The sequence below is a fragment of the Butyricicoccus sp. AF18-9LB genome (assembly GCF_027684505.1).
In the GTDB taxonomy this organism is placed as follows: Bacteria; Bacillota; Clostridia; order Oscillospirales; family Butyricicoccaceae; genus Agathobaculum; species Agathobaculum butyriciproducens.
In genome coordinates this window covers 1-17653 of sequence record NZ_JAQCWA010000014.1, presented here as the reverse complement: position 1 = coordinate 17653, position 17653 = coordinate 1, and the positions used below count along the sequence as shown (strand labels likewise).

General features: G+C 50.3%; 12 protein-coding genes and 1 pseudogene. 11 read left to right on the top strand and 2 right to left on the bottom strand.

What is annotated here, in order from left to right; genetic code table 11:
* The first annotated feature begins 48 nt into the window (after positions 1-48).
* The 9 genes and pseudogenes from PGY33_RS09320 to PGY33_RS09285 all read left to right on the top strand — a co-directional run bounded on the left by PGY33_RS09320 (position 49) and on the right by PGY33_RS09285 (position 13336).
* Entirely contained in the window at positions 49-2736 is a 2688-nt protein-coding gene (locus PGY33_RS09320; RefSeq protein ID WP_270478374.1) for a zinc-ribbon domain-containing protein, read from the top strand.
* A gap of 856 nt (positions 2737-3592) precedes the next feature.
* Complete coding sequence (locus PGY33_RS09315; protein ID WP_243022889.1) at positions 3593-6292, top strand: transporter substrate-binding domain-containing protein; 2700 nt, start codon at positions 3593-3595, stop codon at positions 6290-6292.
* A gap of 337 nt (positions 6293-6629) precedes the next feature.
* A pseudogene (locus tag PGY33_RS14505) lies at positions 6630-6851 on the top strand (zinc-ribbon domain-containing protein); the annotation flags it as partial.
* A 155-nt stretch (positions 6852-7006) separates the two neighbouring features.
* A complete protein-coding gene (locus PGY33_RS09310; RefSeq protein ID WP_270478371.1) occupies positions 7007-7924 on the top strand; it encodes a type II secretion system protein in 918 nt (305 codons plus the stop codon).
* 153 nt (positions 7925-8077) lie between these two features.
* On the top strand, positions 8078-9112 hold the full coding sequence (locus PGY33_RS09305) for a rod shape-determining protein (RefSeq protein ID WP_110437242.1): 1035 nt from the start codon (positions 8078-8080) through the stop codon (positions 9110-9112).
* A 221-nt stretch (positions 9113-9333) separates the two neighbouring features.
* Positions 9334-10287 carry an SHOCT domain-containing protein gene (locus tag PGY33_RS09300; RefSeq protein ID WP_270478368.1) on the top strand — a complete coding sequence of 318 codons (954 nt, stop codon included), beginning with the start codon at positions 9334-9336 and terminating at the stop codon, positions 10285-10287.
* Positions 10288-10294: 7 nt separating this feature from the next.
* Positions 10295-10795, top strand: a complete 501-nt coding sequence (gene tadA, locus PGY33_RS09295) for a tRNA adenosine(34) deaminase TadA (RefSeq protein WP_270478366.1) — start codon at positions 10295-10297, stop codon at positions 10793-10795.
* 92 nt (positions 10796-10887) lie between these two features.
* Positions 10888-12255, top strand: a complete 1368-nt coding sequence (locus tag PGY33_RS09290) for a sodium-dependent transporter (protein ID WP_118479297.1) — start codon at positions 10888-10890, stop codon at positions 12253-12255.
* Between the two features lie 529 nt (positions 12256-12784).
* Positions 12785-13336, top strand: coding sequence for a hypothetical protein (locus PGY33_RS09285; protein WP_118479299.1), 552 nt, complete (start codon positions 12785-12787; stop codon positions 13334-13336).
* Between the two features lie 63 nt (positions 13337-13399).
* Here PGY33_RS09285 and PGY33_RS09280 read toward each other — a convergent pair whose 3' ends face one another.
* Positions 13400-14758, bottom strand: coding sequence for a C40 family peptidase (locus tag PGY33_RS09280; protein WP_118479301.1), 1359 nt, complete (start codon positions 14756-14758; stop codon positions 13400-13402).
* A 71-nt stretch (positions 14759-14829) separates the two neighbouring features.
* Entirely contained in the window at positions 14830-15126 is a 297-nt protein-coding gene (locus PGY33_RS09275; protein ID WP_110437114.1) for a hypothetical protein, read from the bottom strand.
* Between the two features lie 486 nt (positions 15127-15612).
* Between PGY33_RS09275 and mtaB the strand changes: the two genes are divergently transcribed.
* A complete protein-coding gene (gene mtaB, locus PGY33_RS09270) occupies positions 15613-16890 on the top strand; it encodes a tRNA (N(6)-L-threonylcarbamoyladenosine(37)-C(2))-methylthiotransferase MtaB (RefSeq protein WP_118479303.1) in 1278 nt (425 codons plus the stop codon).
* An 83-nt stretch (positions 16891-16973) separates the two neighbouring features.
* Positions 16974-17144, top strand: coding sequence for a hypothetical protein (locus PGY33_RS09265; protein ID WP_199667396.1), 171 nt, complete (start codon positions 16974-16976; stop codon positions 17142-17144).
* The last annotated feature ends 509 nt before the right edge of the window (positions 17145-17653 follow it).

Below are 17653 nucleotides of genomic sequence, written 5' to 3'. Positions count from 1 at the left end.
GCAGAAATCTATTCAGAGAACAATAAAATTCCGTTATCCGAAGTGCGTTTGCACCAAAAGGAAAAATCGATTTGGAAATGTCCGACGCATGGCGAATTTACGGCATCATTTATGCAAGTATATGGCGCTTTGAAGAAAGGCAAAGGGAATATTGGATGTCCATACTGCCATGGCACCAAGGTGCGAAAAGAAGATAGTTTTGCTGTCCGTTATCCGGAACTTGCAAAAGAATGGGCTGATGAAAATGATGTTAGTCCGTATGAAGTGTCAGTTGGTTCTCAGAAAGAAATGTTGTGGCAGTGTGCGGCAGGTCATAAATGGTATGCTCGAATTTATACCCGAATATATGGGTATGGATTTTGCAGAAAATGCAAGCCGTTAAATAAAAATCAACGTTATTTTGCGGAAGTGCACCCGGAATTGAAGGCTTGGTACAGTGAGAAAAATGAAATTCCGTTTGAAGAATTCACAGCTAGGGATCAGACAAAAGTAAAGTGGCGTTGTTTAGCCAAGCAGCATGAATTTGAAGATAGTTTTTTTAATATCAATCAAAGAGTTAGGTTCGACTGTCCGATATGTGAAGGCAGAATTATTAAGCCCGGAGTTAATGATCTGCAAACATTGTATCCGGAAGCTGTGGCTATGTATGATACAGAACGGAACGAAGTGCCCGTAAACCAGATTTCACCTAAAAATGTATTAAAAAAAGTATTTTGGAAGTGCGAATATGGTCATTCGTATAGTCGCAGTCCTGCAATGCAAATCAAGTGGAAGAATGTCTGTCCTATCTGTTCGCGCCATGTATTGAGCGTAGGAGACAACGATTTAAAATCTCAGGTTCCTGAATTGGAGAAGCTATGGGATGCTGAAGCAAATGGCCCGATGGAGGGTTGCTTTGATGCACGCAGTAAGTATTACTGCTTTGCATGTGATAAAGGTCACCGTTTTTCTGCCTCAGTGCAGCAAATGATCGACAATGATTATCAGTGTCTTATATGCAAGGGAGTAAAGTTCTTTGAAGAAATCTCTTTACAAAATACAAATCCAGAATTAGTAGCGGAATGGTCTCCCAATAACACCAGAGCAGCCAACAGTGTTATGGAAACTACAAAAATGGATGTGCTATGGAGATGTCCTAAATGTAACGGAGAATACAGGTATTCGATTGCAGAACGAAAAGTGGGTGATGATTCGTGCCCATACTGCCAGGGCCGGAAAAGATTAGTGGGATATAATGATTTGACAGTGACTGATCCGGAATTGGTAAAAGAATGGTCGCCTAATAATACCACTTCGCCGACAGAATATCGGAATACATCGGGTGAATATGCTCGTTGGATATGTCCTGAGTGCCATGGTGAATACAGTGCAATGATTCGGGGGCGAAAGGCCGGCGATAAGGCCTGCCCCTATTGTCGAGGTGAGCGAAGATTAGCAGGATTTAATGATCTCACAGCTACACATCCCAATCTGCTGAAAGAGTGGTCACCTAATAACAAACTTGGTCCAGAGAACTATATGAAAAGTTCGCATGACTATGCTCTTTGGATTTGCCCGAACTGTCACGGCGAATACAGCTCGGAAATCAAGAGTCGAGAGATTGGGGATAACTCCTGTCCTTACTGCAGAGGATGGCGTACATTAAAAGGCTTTAATGATTTGGCAACGACACATCCGAGACTGGCAGCAGAGTGGTCACCCGGAAACGAAGACTCCCCCGAATGTTATAAAAAGACGGATATCTATCGGAAACTCTGGATTTGTCCTGAATGCCATCAGGAGTACGGTGCAAAGATTCGTGATAGAGAGGAAGGCGTAAGTGCATGCCCATATTGTCGCGGTCTGTGGGTACGGAAAGGTGTGAACGATCTTACTACAACAGACCCTGAACTGGCTAAGGAATGGTCACCGAACAATAGCGATACAGCTGACTTGCATCAAAAGATATCTGGTGATTATGCTTTGTGGATATGTCCACGCTGCAAAGGTGAATATAGTGCCAAAATACAAAATCGTCAAGTTGGAGATGATGTGTGCCCGTATTGCAATGGCTTGCATGTATGGAAGGGATTTAACGATCTTATAACGACACATCCTGACTTAGCAGCAGAGTGGTCTGAGAAAAATGAGGATTCGGCAGATAAATATTATAAATCGGCAACTGCATATGTTTTGTGGCATTGCTTTGAATGTGGTGGAGATTATCGTGCCCAGATTCGAGACCGAGAAGTAGGTGATGATGCGTGTCCATACTGCAGGGGAAAGAAAGCATTGAGAGGGTTTAATGACCTTACAACGACTAATCCGGAACTGGCAGCAGAATGGTCGAGCAATAATCTGCTATCACCAGACTGTTATTTGCGTATGATGAGTGTTGATGCACTGTGGATTTGTCCACGCTGTGGTGGCGAATATAGCGAACGAATTCGCAACCGAGAAGTAGGAGATAATGCATGCCCCTATTGCAGAGGAACAAGAACCTTAGAGGGATATAATGACTTTGCGACCTTGCATCCCGATTTGCTGTCAGAATGGTCAGTTGTGGAGAATACGCTTCTTGGAATTCGCCCTAATGCTGTGCTGGACACGAATATGTTCAAGGTATGGTGGAAATGTCCAGACTGCAATCATAAGTATTATATGTCAATCAAGGACAGATTGATGAAGCAGAAACGCGGCTTCACGGCATGCACCTATTGCAATGGCAGGCGCATAAAAGAGATTCATTTTTTCTAATCAGCGGATTGGCATAGCGCTTGAAGAATACAGCGAAGGCATGTTATAATGAACAAAGTGAAACGTTCAAAATAGATGAAACGTTCATTTTGAAAAGCAATGGACGAAACGAAAAAACATAGACGGTATATAGCTTTTCGGGGCTTTTAGCGAAAAGTTCATATTTTTCCGGAGTTCCGGAAAAAATTTTTCACCGAATGAACGATAAAATGGATGATTCACAAATTTAGTGCGTAAAAGCGACTGATAAAAATAACGAGTTTTAGAGGCTACATTTTCTTATAATAAGAGAAAATGCAGCCTCTTATTTATTTGAAAATAATTGATGTAGTAAGGGCGTGGAGCAAATTTTTCGATGAGAAGAAATGTATAGAGAAAATATATTGTGTCAGATTGCGGCTGTTACTTTGCTGGCAGGATTTCTCTCGGAGACAATATCTTTAAAAATATATAGAGTAATTACCATAATATGCTATAAATCTCCTTCGGAGTCATTGCTTTGAATGCTTGTTTTGTGTATAATGACTAATAAGAGGTTATAAGATTTCCTCTCTAATAGAGATCTGCTTGCAGATGCGAAGAAATTTATGGATATAGAACGAGATATGACCAATACGTAATACTTATCGTCGTTTAGTACGTTTTGGGGACAGTAAATTTTAAGAATAACATCATGTGAGGTTAAGAGTATGGCAGAAAAGAATACATCAAATATTGGATTTGAAAAACAGATATGGGATGCAAAGCTACAGGGCCTTTAAAATGACAGCCAGTTGCGTAAAATGAGGTGCACTGTCTGTCTGAGAGTGTTTTTTTGAGGAATGACTTATCAACAGAAGATGACAGGAGATTTAATATGATTTCGAGAGCAAAGAAATATGTGGCAGTATTACTGGCTTTTGTATGCGTGTGTATGATATTTTCTCCCCAGACTGCATATGCAGCCGAGGACAGTTCGCAGCATGAAACCGTCAAAGTCGGTTTCTTTGCCATGGACGGCTATCACGAGATGGACGAAAAGGGCAACCGCAGCGGTTATGGCTATGATTTTCTTCGTCTGATGGCCCGTTATTGGGATGTAGATTACGAATATGTCGGATACGATCAGAGCTGGGATGATATGCAGCAGATGCTTGAAGATGGCGAGATCGACATGGTAACATCTGCCCGCAAAACACCGGAAAGAGAAGAAAAGTTTGATTTTTCACGTCCCATCGGAACCAATTATGGGATGCTGACCGTCCGCAGTGACAACAGCACGATTGTGGACGGCAATTACAGCACTTACAACGGTATGCGTGTGGCGCTTTTGAACGGAAACACCCGGAATGAAGAGTTTGCGGATTTTGCAGACAACAAAGGATTTACATATGTTCCATCTTATTTTGATACGACCGCAGAAATGAAGGAAGCCCTTCAGAACGAAAAAGTTGATGCGATTGTTACCAGTTCTCTGAGAAAAACAAACAATGAGCGAATCGTGGATAAATTTGGCAGCAGCGATTTCTATGTCATTGTTAAAAAAGGTAATACAGAATTGCTGAATGAGATCAATTATGCAATCGATCAGATGAATGCAGTTGAGGGTGACTGGAAAACGACACTTTATAATAAAAATTATGAAAGCATCGAAACTAAGAATCTGGAATATACGGAGAAAGAAAAAAGTATTATTTCACAGTATTCCAAGGACAACCCGCTTCATGTTCTGTGTGATCCGACCCGTTATCCATATTCTTATAATGAAAATGGTGAGATGAAGGGTATTATCCCGGATTACTTCCGGAAAATTGCAGACTATGCCGGGATTTCCTATGAGTTTCTTACACCTGCCACCAGAGATGAGTATATTGCTTATCAGAAAAATACGGAAACCACAGATATGAGCATCGATGCACGCCTGGAAACAGATAACTATGCTGAAACGAAAAAATGGGGGATTACTGCACCTTTCATTACGATGCAGTTGGCAAGGGTGACACGGCGTGACTTTGATGGAAAAATTAATGTTGTTGCTACTGTTGACCAGACAGCATCAAAGTCAATTGAAGATGCAATGGCACCCGGTGCAGAAAAGCTGATGTGCAGTACCCGACAGGAAATGATGGAAGCTGTCCGTAAGGGTAAAGCAGATGCTGCCTTCGTCTACTATTACATGGCACAGGCGTTTGTGAATAGTGACACTACGGGCACCATGACATATACTCTGCTGGAACAGCCTACATTCACCTACCGCATGGTAATTTCATCAACTGAGAACCATGCGCTGGCCGGTATTCTGACGAAAGCAATGTATGCCATGCCACAATATCTTATTGAAGATCTTGCAGCACAGTATACTACACACAAAGCAACAGAGCTGACATTTGTTGACTGGATCCGTCTGCATCCTGTTGTGACTGTTTCGGTTCTTTTTATTTTTGGATGGCTGCTGACTGCTATGGCTGTGATAATGGTGCGTCTCAGTGCAAGAAGAAAAGCTCAGAAGGCGGCCCAGGAGAAAGCTGAGGAAATGGCGGAACTGGCAGAGCATGCACAGGCTGCAAACAAGGCAAAAACAGCATTTTTGTCACATATGTCCCATGATATGAGGACACCGATGAATGCAATCATAGGATTTACCGGTATTGCAATGAAAAACAATCCGTCAGACGAAGTGAAAAATTGTCTGGAAAAGATTGACGAAAGCTCAGCGTATTTACTGTCGCTGATCAATGATGTATTAGATCTGACCCGCATCGAAAGTGGAAAAGTGAAATACAATCCGGTACCGGCGGATGTGAAAAACATTACAGATTCTGCATTGGATATTATAACAGGCTTTCTTACGAACAGGGATATCAACTTTAAGATTCAGCGTGAAGAAGCAAAGATTCCAAATGTACTTGCGGATCCTGCACGCCTGCGCGATGTGCTGGTCAATATTCTGAGCAATGCCGTAAAATACACTCCGGATGGAGGGACGATTACATTTGAAGCCCGGTGTCAGGAAAAGGGCGGGGATGGATATATAAATATGCGTTACCGCATTTCGGATACTGGTATTGGCATGAGTGAGGAATTTACAAAAGAAGTTTTTGAGGAATTTGCACAGGAAGATTCCGATGTGAGAACGCAGTACCACGGAGTTGGACTGGGGATGGCTATCGTAAAGAAGTATGTGGATATGATGGGTGGAACCATTTCCGTGCAGAGTAAAAAGCATGAGGGAACCACATTTACTGTGGATATTCCGTTGGAAATTACAGATCAGGAATGTAATAAGTCAGACACAGGTTGTTCTGAAAAGGTAGATCTTACAGGTGTGAATGTCCTTCTTGCAGAGGATAATGAACTGAATGCAGAGATTGCTGCCGTGCAATTGGAAGAGCTCGGGATGAATGTAGAAAGAGCTGTGGATGGAAAGAATGCTGTTGAGATTTTCAGAAATCATCCGAAAGGCACATTTGATGTAATCCTGATGGATGTCATGATGCCTGAAATGAATGGTTATGAAGCGACAAAAGCAATCAGGACAATGAATGACAGACCGGATGGAAAAACATTCCTATTATAGCAATGACAGCTAATTCATTTACAGAAGATGTTCAGGCATCACTGGATGCAGGAATGAACGCACATTTGTCAAAGCCGATTGTGATTGATGAAGTTATAAAAACAATTTTAAGGTATGTATATAATTGATTAGCAGAGGTTCATGAATTAGTGGAATAAAATTGACAGGAGGACTAAAGTTTGACAATGTGAGAGTGCTATGAAGCTATTGGAGGAAACTATGAAGATGTCTTGGGGCGCCTTCACAGCGAAGCACTGATTCGGAGATTTGCATTAAAGTTCCTTGAAGAGCAGAGTTATATACAGTTAAAACAGGCAATCCAGAATTAGCAGCGGAATGGTCTCCCGATAACACCAGAGCAACCAACAGTGTTATGGAAACTACAAAGATGGATGCGTTATGGAGATGCCCTAAATGTAACGGAGAATACAGGTATTCGATTGCAGAACGAAAAGTGGGAGATGATTCGTGCCCATACTGCCAGGGCCGGAAAAGATTCATTTTTTCTAATCAGCAGATTGGCATAGCGCTTGAAGAATACGGCAAAGGCATGTTATAATGAACGGAATGAAACGTTCAAAATAGATGAAACGTTCATTTTGAAAAGCAATGGACGAAACGAAAAAACATAGACGGTATATAGCTTTTCGGGGGTTTTAGCGAAAAGTTCATATTTTTCCGGAGTTGCCGAGTTGCAGTAAAGGTGCTGATAAAATGCAGAAGAAAGAGAAAAATACCTGCAAGGGATTTACGCTGGTGGAATTGATCGTTGTGCTGGTCATTCTGGCGATCCTTGCGGCATTTATGATACCGGCGCTGATACAGTACATCGAGAGAAGTCTGGAGGCATCCGACCTCATCGAGGTGCGGGCGGCGTATATCGATGTGCTGACTGCGGTTACGGAGCAGGACAGCGACAACATGAGAAAGACGGTCAGGCTGAAGCAGAAGCAGGATGACTGGCAGTCGAGAGATCCCATTACAATTGCAGGCGTTACCCATTATAAGACACAAGGAGATACCGCGAACTGGAAAGGAACCCCTGCCGCGGGCGGAGAATGCAAAGTGTACTATGACAGCAAAGCGGCTGTGATTGTGTTTGACTGGCAAGGCAAGAGCACAGCGGGCAGCACGATCAACTGGGACGAGAAGCTGCACGGCATACTCGATAAGACCGGCATTTTGTCGAAACTGAACTATAATCAGTATTTTGAGATCGACTCGAAGTGTCCTAATTCCAGTATGGTGCCCCAGGTGAAGAAAGAGATCGGAAGCGACAGCCTGCTAAACAGGGGTACATGGGCGTTTCTCGGCAGTTCCACGAACGAGAGCAACCGCTATTTGTTCTGGACATCGGTCGATACAGATACCGTCGGTGCGGGCAAGCAGATACCGGTCATTGTCAGCCGGGCGAGCGGCGGCTTTTACATCTCCGAAACGATTACCGCGGCTCGGAGCAACAAGGACAAAAGCTATGTTGCGATTGCGGACCATATCAACAGTTTCAACACCTTTAAGGATTATACCACAGGAACGAAATATGACACGCTGGCGGAGGCGTATGCAGCCTATAAAAAACAGGTGGAAGACGATGTAAGATTCCAGCAGTATAAGAACACGCTGCCGGAGTGATGCCGTTTTCTCTGTCGAATTTTCGGTATTTGCCCCGGAGTCTTGCAAATGGCGCACAAAATCTGTATAATGGTAATACTGTCAATCCACGCGAACAGAGCGCGGAGAAAGGAATGAAATATGGCTTCTTTTCTGCAAAGAATCGCGAAAAAGATGTCGCTTTTTTCAAGCGATATCGGCATCGACCTCGGCACGGCAACCGTGCTGGTCTATGTCAAGGGCAAGGGCGTTGTACTTAACGAGCCGTCCGTTGTGGCGGTGGACAAGGTTTCCGGCAAAATCCTTGCCGTGGGCGAGGAAGCGCAGAGCATGCTTGGCCGTACACCGGGCAACATTGTCGCCATCCGTCCGCTGCGCGAGGGCGTTATTTCGGATTACGAGATGACCGAGCGCATGATCAAGGAATTCATCGCAAAGGTGCAGGGCATCCACCTGTTCAAGCCGAATGTGGTCATTTGCGTGCCGTCCATCATCACCGAGGTGGAGGAGCGTGCCGTCATTGATGCGGGCACGCAGGCGGGCGCAAAGCGCGTTTTTCTGGTCGAGGAGCCGGTCGCGGCGGCCATCGGCGCGGGCATCAACATCAACAGGGCCAACGGCAATCTGGTGGTCGATATTGGCGGCGGCACGACCGACGTGGCGGTTATTTCGCTCGGCGGCATTGTCGAGTCCACGTCCATCAAGGTCGCGGGCGATAAATTCGACGAGGCCATTGTCAAGTACGTCCGCCGTAAGCACAATGCGCTGATCGGCGACCGCACGGCAGAGGAGATCAAGCGCACGGTCGGCTGTGTGTATCCGCGCAGCGAGGAAGCGATCATGGAGGTCAGGGGACGCTGTCTGATGACCGGTCTGCCGCGCACGTTTACCGTAAGCTCGAGTGAGATTCTCGATGCACTCGAGGAGGTCTCCTCAGCGATTGTCGAGGCGGTGCACTGGGTACTCGAGCGCACACCTCCCGAGCTGACCGGCGACATTTCCGCCAACGGCATCACCATGACAGGCGGCGGTTCGCTGATCTGGGGCTTTGATAAGCTGATCGCCTCCAAGACCGGCATTCCGACGCGCGTAGCGGACGAAGCGGTCTCCTGCGTGGCATACGGCACGGGCAACTGTCTGGAAAACCTGTCGAAAATGCAGGACGGCACGATGAATCTTTCGCGGCAAAGACAAATGAAAGCGCGCTGACGCTTTATAGGGGGTATCCATACCCCTTATATACGGCAGGCAGTTCCGGAAGAAACTGTCTGTCGATACCCCCGGATGCTGCCCAAGGGCAGCTGAGTCGAGGCATAAAAAGTCAGGCGCATATCCCGACTTTTACGGACGCAAAAGCGTCCGATCGTATGCAATTTGCAAGCAAATTGAAATTTTTAAGATGGGCTTTATTGTGGGGCAGGTGAATCTTGATGAGTAAAAACGTAGTTGCAACCATTCGAGAGGACGCACCGTTCGTACCGGCGGGACGCTATTACTTATTTTCCGAGCCGGCGGCGTGGACGCTGATGCCGACCGACGAGGGCAGCGGGCAGCTGCCGCTCACGCTGGACAAGGGCGCGTACACGCTTACTGCGGACGCGGCACCGACCGAGCCGGACGAAATACAGGGTCTGCTCCGCGTGTACAAGGTGCGTCCGATCGCGCTGACGCTGACCGATGTGCGCGGCACAAAGGCGGCGCTTTCCGTGCCGTACCGTGCGGAAAACCTTGCGGTGCTGCAGGAATGGGGACTGGACTGCCGCAGTGCCGGAGAGCCGAAGAACCCGCCCGAAAAGTCCTTTCTGGTGAGGGTGGCGGACGGCGGTGAACTGCTGTCAAAGGGCAAGCTGGAGGTCTGGCGCGAAGGCGATACGCTGTGCTTTTTCCGGCGGGACAGAAACCTTTACACGGGCAAGGACAACCTGTACAGCGGCGAACTGCCGGTGCAGGCAATCCGGTTTTACCGTCTGTGCGGCGGCATGCGCACGGAAACGCGCGTATCCGGCGGCGGCGTGACCGTTGACCGCTCGGCGGCATACTGGGCAGGCTGGGAACATCCGTTTTCGTTCAATCCGCATGGACGCGCCATCGAAGCGGCGGTGCAGTCCGAACCGGTCCGCACCGAGCAGGTGCAGCACGATGAACGCTATGTGCAGCTTCGGGTGCAGTGGGAAAACCGGCGCGTGGACCTGCAGTTTTCGCCGGACAGCCTTGCGGCGTTTGACGCGCTCATTCCGGAAAAGGAATTTGACGAGGTGGCGCTGAGCGACCGCACACCGACGCCGGTCGAGCAGCTTGATATCCTCGCCGGACTGTGCGACCGCGGCTTTGTCACGCGCGAAGAATTTGAGCAGGCGAAGGCGCGTCTGCTCGGGAAAATCTGAGGAATTTATGACCGAACAGGAAAAATACATGAAGGCCGCGCTCAAACTGGCGCAAAAGGCGGCGGACGAAGGCGAAGTGCCGGTCGGCGCGGTGGTTGTTTGCGACGGCAAAATTGTCGGACGCGGACGCAACCGACGGGAAACAAAGAAAAACGCACTGCACCATGCAGAAATCGAGGCCATCGAGAAGGCGTGCAAAAAGCTGGGCGGCTGGCGGCTGCACCGCTGTGACCTGTACGTTACGCTCGAGCCGTGCCCGATGTGCGCAGGTGCGCTTATCAACTCGCGCATGAAAACCGTGTACTACGGCGCACCCGACCCGAAAGCCGGTTCGTGCGGCTCGATGATAAACCTGTTCGCACTGCCGTACAATCATCAGCCTGTGTTGGTGAGCGGCGTGCTGGAGCAGGAATGCGCGGACATTCTGCGGAATTTCTTCCGCGAGCTGCGTAAAAAACGGAAAGAAATCCGCAAAATCGAAAAATCCGCAGTCTCGGACGCGGAATGATAGCAATAATTGTCTAAATTGCTATACGAGAGTAAGTCATGCGTCTCGGACGCTTGATATAGTATGTAAATTAAAAGGGGTAAAAACAAGCAATGCAAAGAGAAAGACTCGGCTCGCGCCTCGGCTTCATCCTGCTTTCCGCAGGCTGCGCCATCGGCGTGGGCAACGTATGGAAGTTCCCGTGGATGGTCGGTCAGTACGGCGGCGGCGCGTTCGTCGTGTGCTATGTGCTGTTCCTGCTCATCCTCGGTCTGCCGATCATGACGATGGAATTTGCCATCGGCCGTGCGAGCCAGAAAAGTCCGGTGCGGGCGTATCAGGCGCTCGAGAAGCCGGGCAGCAAGTGGCATATCCACGGCTATCTGGCGATGATCGGCAACTATCTGCTGATGATGTTCTACACCACCGTGTGCGGTTGGATGCTGTACTACTTCTACCTGACGGTCAGCGGCCGATTTGTCGGCGCGACCGGTGAGCAGGTGCAGGCAGCCTTCCCGGAAATGCTCGGCAAGCCGGTGGTTATGACGGTCTGCATGGTTGCGGTTGTTGTCATCGGCTTTATGATCAACTCGTTCGGTCTGCAGGGCGGCCTGGAGCGCGTTACCAAGGTGATGATGATCATTCTGCTGGCCATCATGGTCGTTCTGGCAATCAACAGCATCATGACCGAAGGCTCGGGCGAGGGCCTGCGCTTCTATCTGATTCCAGATCTCGGCCGTATGCAGGAGTGCGGCATCGCCAATGTCATCGTTGCCGCGATGAATCAGGCGTTCTTCACGCTGTCGCTCGGCATCGGCGCGATGGCTATCTTCGGCAGCTATATCGGCAAGGGCCGTGCGCTGCTCGGCGAGGCCGTCAATGTTGCGATTCTGGATACGTTCGTAGCATTTACTGCCGGTCTGATCATCTTCCCGGCGTGCTTTGCCTTCGGTGTGGCACCGGACAGCGGTCCGAACCTGATCTTCGTTACGCTGCCGAATATCTTTAACCATATGGCGCTCGGCCGCCTGTGGGGCAGCCTGTTCTTCGTTTTCATGGCGTTTGCGGCCTTCTCGACCGTCCTCGCCGTGTTCGAGAACATCATGTCCTGCTGCATGGATCTGACCGGCTGGAGCCGTAAAAAGACTGCAGCCATCAACATCGTGCTGATGATCCTGCTGTCGCTGCCGTGCGTGCTCGGCTTCAATGTCTGGTCCGGCTTCCAGCCGTTCGGCGCAGGCTCGAATGTGCTCGACCTCGAGGACTTCCTCGTGTCCAACATCTGGCTGCCGCTCGGCTCGCTGTTTTACCTGCTGTTCTGCACCTCCCGCTACGGTTGGGGCTGGAAGAACTTCAAGGAGGAGGCCAACGAAGGCGGCGGATTCAAGGTCAAGGATAATATCCGCTTCTATGTAAGCTATATCCTGCCGATTATCGTGCTCATCATCTTTGCACTCGGCATTAAGGATAAGTTCTTCTAAAGAAATGCGAAAAGCACCGCGAAAGCGGTGCTTTGAGGCTGTCGAAAAACTTTGTTTTCCGAACAGCCTCTCGATTGAAACCACGCTTTCGAGCGAATCTCGAAGAAAAACCGCGTCCTGCGGACACATTTTTTCTTCCCTTGTATAAATTCCGAGATACATGCTCCCGGAATTTATGAATTTGCAAAGCAAATTCGATTGAATGCGTGCTGCCGCACGAAGCATAAAAATCGAATATTGCTTTTTCGACAAGCTGAAAGCACCGCGAAAGCGGTGCTTTTTTCGTATCCGGAGCAGTGATTGAGAATTGAAAATGGAGATTGACCCTGCGGTAAAGCAATGTTCAGATGGGTTGCACGGCGGGGCACCCCAGTGTGGCCTCTCTTGCCCTTAGGGCAATTTGCCTTGTGCCGCGGGTGCGGCGAACCTCATAGCCAAAGGTTGGCTCCAATTCCGTATCCGATAGCACGCATATAAACCCCAATCCCGCATAAGCTGTTGCAAGAAGCAAAAAAAGGAGGCACCCGCCATGCAGGAGGAAAAAAGCGCAGTCTATACCGTAATCTTAGGCGTATGCCTGCTCCTGTGCCTGCTGATGTTGGGAAATATGCTGATGGGCAGGGCGGATACCGGAACGGCGCCTGCCGCACCTGAGGAGGGCGATGCAATGGAATTTCACATCACGGAGGACGATATCGCGTCTGTGCTGACCGAAGCGCTGCCGTTTCCGGTCGAGGACACGGCGGTCAAAATCAGCCGTGACGGCACGATTGCCGTGACGGCAGCCGTAACCCGTCAAGCACTGACGGAAAGCAATCTGGTACCCGGCAAGCTGCGCACGGCGCTGCTGTTTCTGCCGGAGCGCTGCAAGCTGTACGGCGCGTGGAGCGCAGCTGTTTCAAACGGCAAACTCAGCCTTACCTGCCGGACCATCAAGCTGGAAGGCTTCACCTTGCCCGAGCAGACCGCTCAGGCACTCTCCGATGCGTTCGCCGCACAGTGGAATATCCGCATGGAACAGCGGGACTTCACGCCGCAGACCATACAGTGGCAGGACGGGGAAGCGGTGCTGCTGGGATAACTGCTCTCAACAGGCAAAAGAAAAATCCCTTCGGAAAACCGAAGGGATTTCTGGTATGTAACCTTACTCAAAAATTACGCGGCCTGCGCCCTGATAGCGGGTCGCATAGCTGCCAGTCAGCGACGAGTACTTAACCACATCGCCCGTGCTGGGTGCGTGAATAAACTGGTTACTGCCGACATAAATGCCTACATGGCTGATGGACGAGGTGCTGCTGCCGAAGAATACCAGATCGCCCGGCAGAAGATCGTCGCGGGAAACACGGGTGGTTGCATCATACTGAGCCTGAGCGACACGCGGGATGGAGCCGACCGTGTTCTTGAATACATAAGAGGTCAAGCCGGAGCAGTCAAAGCCGCTCGGCGTGCTGCCGCCGTATACATACGGAACACCGAGGAACTGTGCAGCATAGTTCAGCACGCTCTGGCGCTTTGCGCTGATCGAGACAGAAGCTGCGGTGTTCGACGGGGTGATCGCCGTACCGGACGAAGCAGTTACGAGGTAGTCCGCACTGATGTAGCCGGTCGTGCCTGCGTAGGATACCTTGCTCCAGCCGTTCGAGGTGCTCAGCACGGTAATAGCGGTGCCGTTCTTCAGCTCACCGAGAACGGTGGAAGAGGTGCTTGCCGCAGAGCGGAAGTTTACGGTAGAGGAGCACTTAACTACTGCTGCCGTACCGGTGGACGCGGACGTGTTATTGGATGCCGAACCGGTGGTCGATACATAATCCTGCTTGATGTAGCCGGTCTTGCCGGAGCAGTTTACCTTGCACCAACCGTTTGCGGTGCTGACAACGGTAACTGCAGTGCCGTTCTTCAGCTCTGCCAGAATGGAAGAGGAAGTATTGGCCTCGGAACGCAGGTTTACACTCGAGGAACACTTCACCGTACCGGCGGTGCCGGTCGTAGAGGTAACGGTGTTCGACGGAGCGATGGCGGTGCCGGCGGAGCTGCTTGCGAGCGTGATATAATCCGGATGGATATAGCCGGTCTTGCCATTGTATGTAACCTTGTACCAGCCGCTGCTTACGCCGACTACATTTACCTTGGTGCCGTTCTTCAGCTCACCGTAAGAGGTGGACGAGGTGTTCGGCGCCGAACGGAAATTTACACTGCTCGAGCACTTTACAGTGCCGGTGCCGAGTGCAACGTCGGTTGCGGTGGTGCCGGTCAGGTACTCGCCGCTGACGTAGCCTTCCTTGCCGTTTACGGATACCTTGTACCAGCTGGAGCTGTTATTCAGTACCGCAACCGTGGTACCCTTGGAGAGGGTCGTGATCACTGCACCGCCGGGGGACTGACGCAGGTAAAGCGAATCTGCGTTTACCTTGGCCTGAAATACTGCCAGCGAGTTCGGCAGGACCATCGACATCGCAAGTGCACCGGAAAGTGCGAAGCGAGCGAGTTTTTTAGAAAAAGACATGAAATTGAAGCCTCCGTTTCAAAATGGGAGAAAACAGCCTTTACACTGCCGCAGCAAGCTGCGGGGAAGTCTTACTTCGTGTGCAGTGCTCTGCCGAGCCAGATGGATGCAATATCCATCGCTGCCCACATGCTGTTCTTCTCGGTTTTCTTGACGATACGCTCTTTCATACGTACGTTGGGATCGGTCTGCTGAAGCTGTACGGATACACGCTTTGCAACCGGCAGACCCTTGTAATCACTAGATTCGAGGATCTGCATCATAATGATGTGAGAGTCACTCATCGAGCCGTAATAGATGATGTTTTCCTTACGCATCAGCGGGTGACCCTTGTATTCCAGAAGGTTATTCTTCTTGGTGGTAGGCATTATCTGCACTCCTTATAGTTACAAAATGGTTACATTCCAAAGTTACATTACGGTTACAGTATAGCATGCTTGAACAGGTTTGTCAAACATTGTTTTGAAATTTCGCATTTTTGTGATAAAATAGAGCCTGTCAAACGCGAAAAAAACGCAGGAATCGACAGCGAAAATCCACAGCGGCCGCACGCGCACGAGAGTAAGGTTACAGACGCTGTAACCCAATCAAACACCATAGGCAACACCCCACAATTAAAGCTGCGGCTTCTTGTGCAGGCTCCGGTCGCACTGCCGCGGCGCTTTGCGGTAATTTTGTGTCCTAACTTCGTTGTAATTTCACGGTAATACATCAAGTATTACCGCAAAACTACGCCTCGTTAGTACGCAAAATTCCTCGCAAATCGCTCTTGTTCAATTATGCGGTGTTACCTATTATATATAGGCGTTCACAGAGCGCGTGTCGGGCCGCTGAGAGCAAAGGAATGTACATTTGTGAAATTTGCTTTTTTCACCTTGGGCTGCAAGGTTAATTTATTTGAGACGCAGGCGCTCAGTCAGCTGGCGCAGGCGCGCGGACACGAGATTGTTGATAAGGACGCGGACGCCGTAATCGTCAACACCTGTACGGTAACATCGGTGTCCGACCATAAGAATATCCGCGCGTTCCACAAGCTGCGGAGAGACAATCCGAACGCAGTTATCGCGGCGTGCGGCTGCTTTGCACAGACCGACCCGGAGCGTGTCCGCGCCACCGGTGAGATCGACCTCATCTGCGGTACCAGGGACAGGGCGCAGGTGATCGACCTGTGCGAGCAGGCCGTCAGCGGACAGGCCGTACAGGTGCATGAGAGCGAGGACAGCGGCTTTGAAACTCTGCCTGCCGGTATTCCGCACGGCCGCACGCGCGCGCTGCTCAAGATCGAGGACGGCTGCAACAACTTCTGCACCTACTGCATCATTCCGTATGCGAGAGGGCGGGTGCGCTCTCTGCCGGTTGAGCAGGCGCTCGAGCAGACGGCGCGGCTGGCTGACGCAGGTGTGCACGAGATCGTGCTGACCGGCATCGAGATCGCGTCCTACGGCAAAGACTTCAAGCCGCAGGTGCCGCTCACCGAACTGTTAGAGAAGCTGCTGACCGCGCAGCCGAACGTGCAGTTCCGGCTCGGCTCCCTCGACCCGCGGGCGGTGGACGATGCGTTTTGTGAACGGCTTGCCGGCTTTGCCAATCTCGCACGACATTTTCATTTGTCTATGCAGAGCGGCTGCGATACCGTTCTCCGGCGCATGAACCGCCACTACACGAGTGAGGAATTTTACCAGTGTGTCGAGCGGCTGAGACGTGCGTTTCCGGACTGCTCGGTTACGACCGATTTGATTGTCGGCTTTCCGGGCGAGACTGAGGACGAGTTTACGCAGACGCTGGCCTTTCTGGAGAGATGCGCGTTCGCGTCCGTGCATGTATTCCCGTATTCTGTGCGCGAGGGCACAAAGGCGGCCGCCATGCCGTGTCAGCTCGATCAGCAGACCAAAACCGCCCGCGCCGAGCGGGCAAAACAGGTGGCAGAAACGCTCAGCATTGCCTATCGAAAGCAGTTTGTCGGCCGCACGCTGTACGCGCTGCCTGAGCACCCGACCGGCGGCCTGTGGGCGGCGCACGGACGCTACGGCTTTCCTGTATATATAGAGGATAAGGCGGAGAAAAATCATCCGGTCACCGTAAAGGTTATCGGTCTGCACAAGGACGGCGTATTGGCGAAAATTGAGAATTGAAAATTGAGAATGGAGAATGTGTAACCACTTTCGGCCTCTTACCATAGAATGTAATGAAATCTTTGATAGGAGGAAATGACAGTATGTGTTCTTCTAACGGCTTCTGGGGCGAAAATTCCTGGTGGTGGATCATCATCCTGATCATCTTGATCTGGGTATGCTGCGGTCAGGGCAGCGGCGGCTGCGGTTCCTGCGGTACCTGTGGTGATAATACCTGCGGCGGCTGCGGTAATTGCGGCAACTGCTGCTGCTGAGCAGCCGACATATCCGCAGAAGGGAGAGGCACCGCGTGAGCGGTGCCTTTTTCGTTTTCGCGGTATAGGGCAACCGGGGGGATGCGAACCGCGCAGGCGGTCTTTTCGGCACCGGCTGACCGGGGGACGCGAACTGCGTAAGCGTGTTCGCCCCTAACGGGCGGGGAGGTTTTCGCTGAACCTCAGCGGGGAGTGCGCCTACCCGGCGGGGGCACAAGAGGGTAGACACCTGCGGTTTCCACCCTCTTGTGAATTTCCCCTTTCCCTTGGAGAGTCTGGCGCAGATTGCCGACATGTGACCGCTGCGAAAATAGGGGAACGGCAGAGGATTTTTTTTACCGTAGGGGAGCACAGTGTGCTCCCATGTCCCGACATATTCGCAGCGTCAGATAAATTACTGCTACATATGTGGGTTCATCTACGCAGGCGCGACATACCCGTGTCGCGCAAATCCTTGGCACGTTGTAACGCACGGCACCTACGAATTAAGCGTTTGGTACAATTTATCC